Raw genomic sequence first — 3,984 nt, forward strand, 5'->3', positions numbered from 1 at the left:
CGCGTCCATGCCGATGTTGAGCGCCGGCTGCGGCACGCCGATGCGGATCTCCGGCCCCCAGTACGCCGTGTTGGTGCCGGGCACCGGCCCCGGCTCGACGTAGAAGACGTAACCCGCCAGCCGCGCGAGCTCGTTCACGTAGGCCAAGTCCGTCCCCTGATGCGTCGGGATGGTCGAGGTCGGGATCGGCACGTCGACGAACAGGCTCGGGACGACGATCGGGATCATGCCGAAGAGGGCGTACTTCGCGACGATCACCGCGACCCGCGCCTCGGCCGGCATAGCTGGATACGGCAGCCCGCTGAACTCCTGCTGGTCCATGACCGCGGTCAGATCCTCGCCCGTCACCGTCAGCGTCGACTGTCCGGCCTCGTTCGCGCCGCCCACTTCCTGCCGCGTCACGACGCCATCGGCGAGCACGTTCGGCGCGCCGTTCAGCGTGGCGATCAGGATCACGCGCAGCCACGGCACCTGACCCGCCGCGAGCACGAGGAAGGTGTAGAGCGGCGACTTGCTCGACAGCGAGAACGTCAGTTGGAAGCCGCTGCGACTGCCGGCGCTGGAGGTGATCTGCACCGATTCGAGCGCGTCGATCACCGCGCGCGGCACCGGCACCGGCACCGCAGGCCCCACCAGCAGCGTGAGATGGATGCCCTTATTCACGGCTCGGCGCGGGGATGCCTTCGGGCAGCGTGATGCGCAGTCGCCGCCCCACTTCGAGAAGGTCGTCGGGGAGCAGCGCGCCGTTCGCGTCGGCGATGCGCCAGAACTGTTCGGGGTCGCCCAGATAGAGCGCAGCCAGGTTGTCGAACCGGTCGCCGTGCGTGACCAGATGTTCCTGGATCAGTTCGAAGCGCTCCATCGGCGGCACGAAGCGGCGCTTGAGGTAGGCGATCTGGGTGCCGTCCGGCAGTGTGAGCGTCGCGGTGCCGATCTGCGCGTAGCGCGACAGCGAGCCGATCAAGTCGCGTCTCACGGGATGCCTCCCAGCCCGAGCGTGCCGAGCGAGGCGCCCGGGGCGAGCCCCGCCAGCCGCTCCTTGTTGCGCTGATAGGCGAGGAAGATGTTGCCGCCGCGATGATCGAAACCGAGGTCGTCGACCGACAGCACGCGCAGGCCGAGACTCACCTTCGCGCGGATGGGATTCAACAGTGGATCGAAGGCTTCCTCGGTCACGCTGAACTCCGTGATGCGCACCGGCACCACGCGGTTCTGGCTCCACACGAAGAGCGGCAGCGGTGCCTCCATCGGTGCGATCTCCAGCGTGCCGGTCGCCTGCAGGCTGTTGTTCGCGACGAGATCGGCGCTCGCCGGATAGATCATCGTCTCCAGCACGGCGAGCTGGTCGGCCACGCCGACCTGCATCGCATTCGGGTTGCGATCCGGAAACTCGAGCTGGTCGGTGGCGTCGATCTCGGCGTCGAGCTTGATGGTCTCGACCGGCGGCCCCTTCAGCCGCGTGGCTTCGGCGCGGTTGTTCGACTCGCCGCTGATGCCCTGCGGCTGCAGCGTGCGCGTGAGCGTGTCGGGGTTGTACTGGAGCGCGATCACGCGCAGCACCTTGCCGGAATCGGGCTTGACCAGCACGATGCCGCCCTTGATGAGCCGCGGCGAAAAGGATGCGGACATGGATGCGGATCCTCGTTGCTTTAAGCGCTGGCCTTACGCCGACGATTCGGGAAATCCGTGCGCGGTCATTTCGTGAAGACTCCCGGATCGACGTAGATGCGGTCGAGATAATCCTGCAGGCTGCACGGCGGAAAGACTTCGACGTAAGCGATCTCCTGCCGATGTGCCGAGAAGGCGATTCCGGCAGCGGGATAGACGTAGTGCGTGAAGGTCTTGCCGGCACGCGAGCGCAGTTCTGCTGCCGGTTTGCCCAGACGCTCCAAGAGTTCCGCAGCGTCGCAGCGCGCCAGCGCAGCGGCGTCGTCGACGTAGATCAGCACCGGCGTCTCGCCGTCGAAGTAGAAGCGGGCCGGATGTATTTTCGCGTCGTGCAGTTCGGTCAGCGGGCCGAGCCTGCCGTAGCTCGTGTTGCGGTCGACGTGCGCATCGTCGATCGCGAACCGGCTTCGGATCTCTTTCATCGGCGCATCCCGCAGCGCGATCCATTGCTCCAGGCTCATGGGTCATTTCGTCTTCTTGGGCTTGGGCTTCCACGCCTTCACGAGCTTCTCCATGAACGAGAAGCGGCCCGGGCACGGGTTACCCGGCGTGCCCTTGGCCGGAGCGGGTGTCGCGCCGCTCTGGAGCCGCGCCGGCTTGACGAAGAAGAACATCGCAGTCTCCGAGAGATCCTCCTTCGCCGACTTGCCGCCGTAGAAGCTGGGCGGCGCCTCCACCGACTTGTTCGCCACGCGCGTCGTCGCATTGGCATCGGCGACCAACGTGCTCTTCCAGTACTTGAAGGTCGCAACGAAACTCGCGATCGCGTAGTCGAGCAGGCCGTGCGCGATCTCGTGGACGGTCGTGCCCTCTAGCTGAGTCGGAACGTCGCCGGGAAAGTCGACGGTCGACGTCTCGCCCGCCTTGAACATGCCGAAGTTCTTCGAGTCCTTGAAGTATTCGCCGAGCGTGGTGGTGTCGAGCACGCCGGACGGCTTGTCTTCGTCGATGGCCTGCTCCACCTTGCTGGTGGTGGTGACTTCCTGGTCGCTTTTCGCCCGCGTCGATGCCGCACGCTCCTTGCCGAGGATCGGCGCGAAGTGCGCGAGCGCGCGTTCCAGCGCGTGCAGTTCGTCGAGTTTCCAGGCGCGTGTCTTCAGCGCCCCGGTCACCGCGGCCGGCACGTTGGTGTAGGACTTCTTGATGGCGGCGATGCCGGCGTCCGAATCGACGTCGATGCCGTACTTGTCCTTGATGTCCTGGATGATGCGCCGCACCTCCGCCGCCTCCGCGGCATCGCGCACTTCCGCCTTTTCCTTGCCGAAGGCCTCGGCCCGCGGCTTGAGACGGGTCGAACCCTTGCGCGCTTCCTTCGCGCCGCCCTCGAAGCGTTCGTCGAAGAAGCGCAACAGGCGTGTTTCCTCGGCGCCGTGAAAATCGGAGAGCAGATCCTCCGCCTGCAGCTTGCCCGGGCCAAGCATCTCGGAGAGTTCCGAATTGGGCGTGCCGTTCAGCAGATCCAGGATCGCCTGCTCGTCGTCGTCGCCGGTGAAGCCGGACTGCATTTCCTTCACGAGCAGCATCTTGCTCTTCGGCGTGAGCTTGATCTGCGGCTTGCCCGCGCGCCATGCGCGCACCACCGCGCGCGCCTTGTTGTCGCTGTCGGTGAAGTCCTCGATCCGGCCGTTTTTCTCGAGCTGGGCGATATAGGAAACGAGCTCGTCGGTGGCGAAATCGTCGCCGCGGAAGAGCCCGGCGATCTGGGCAAAGATGCTGCGCCGCTGCAGTTGCGGCCTGCGCCCGATGCTCGACGGCCGCACGACTGCCGCGCCAGCGAGCGCCGCGGCACTCGCGCGGTCCGCCTCGCGTTCGCACGCCGTGCCCGCTTCGCTCACCCCGTGCACGGCGTCGCTTGCCACCTCGCGCTGCTGGATGACATGGGCAAGCTCGTGCGCAAGCAGATTGCGCCCCGTGCGCGTGTCGGGCGCGTAGTGGTTGCGGCCAAAGACGATGTGCCGCCCCACGGTGTAGGCCACGGCGCCTGCTTCACGCGCGCTCTGCGCCGCGGCAGTGTCGGTGTGCAGGCGCACGCCGGCGAAGTCGAAGCCGAAGCGCGGATCGAAGAACGATCTGAGCTTCGCCGGCAGCGGCGTGCCGGCACTTCCCAGACCGCGCGGCATTGCGCTCGGCGCGCGCTCCGGCGTGGCCGCGTGCTGCACTCCCGCGCGTGCGTCCGGCTTGGCGACAGTGACGCGTTCCGCCCCCATGATCCTGCATTCCTCCCGCGACTATTCCTTGAACAGATCGGTGTCGACGAAATCGGCCTGCACAAGCGACCAGAAGTCGTTCGCCAGCCCCTTCAGGACGTAGTCGTAC

At 66.6% G+C, this 3,984-nt stretch carries 5 protein-coding genes; all 5 read right to left on the reverse strand.

The genetic code is table 11. The features are described from left to right. The coding region (locus JNK68_03450; GenBank protein MBL8539407.1) for a hypothetical protein at positions 1–663 on the reverse strand (663 nt) is incomplete at its 3' end. Further along, the gene (locus JNK68_03455) at positions 656–964 is read right to left on the reverse strand and encodes a LysM domain-containing protein (GenBank protein ID MBL8539408.1); all 309 of its coding nucleotides are present in this window, start codon (positions 962–964) and stop codon (positions 656–658) included. The genes JNK68_03450 and JNK68_03455, both read right to left, overlap by 8 nt. Positions 965–972: 8 nt before the next feature. After that, positions 973–1,629 (reverse strand): hypothetical protein, encoded by a 657-nt coding sequence (locus tag JNK68_03460; GenBank protein ID MBL8539409.1) that lies wholly within the window; start codon positions 1,627–1,629, stop codon positions 973–975. A gap of 65 nt (positions 1,630–1,694) precedes the next feature. Then, positions 1,695–2,129, reverse strand: coding sequence for a hypothetical protein (locus tag JNK68_03465; GenBank protein MBL8539410.1), 435 nt, complete (start codon positions 2,127–2,129; stop codon positions 1,695–1,697). Between the two features lie 3 nt (positions 2,130–2,132). Next, entirely contained in the window at positions 2,133–3,875 is a 1,743-nt protein-coding gene (locus tag JNK68_03470) for a DUF4157 domain-containing protein (protein MBL8539411.1), read from the reverse strand. Positions 3,876–3,984 lie beyond the last annotated feature (109 nt).

The organism is Betaproteobacteria bacterium (genome assembly GCA_016791345.1).
Lineage (GTDB): Bacteria > Pseudomonadota > Gammaproteobacteria > Burkholderiales > JAEUMW01 > JAEUMW01.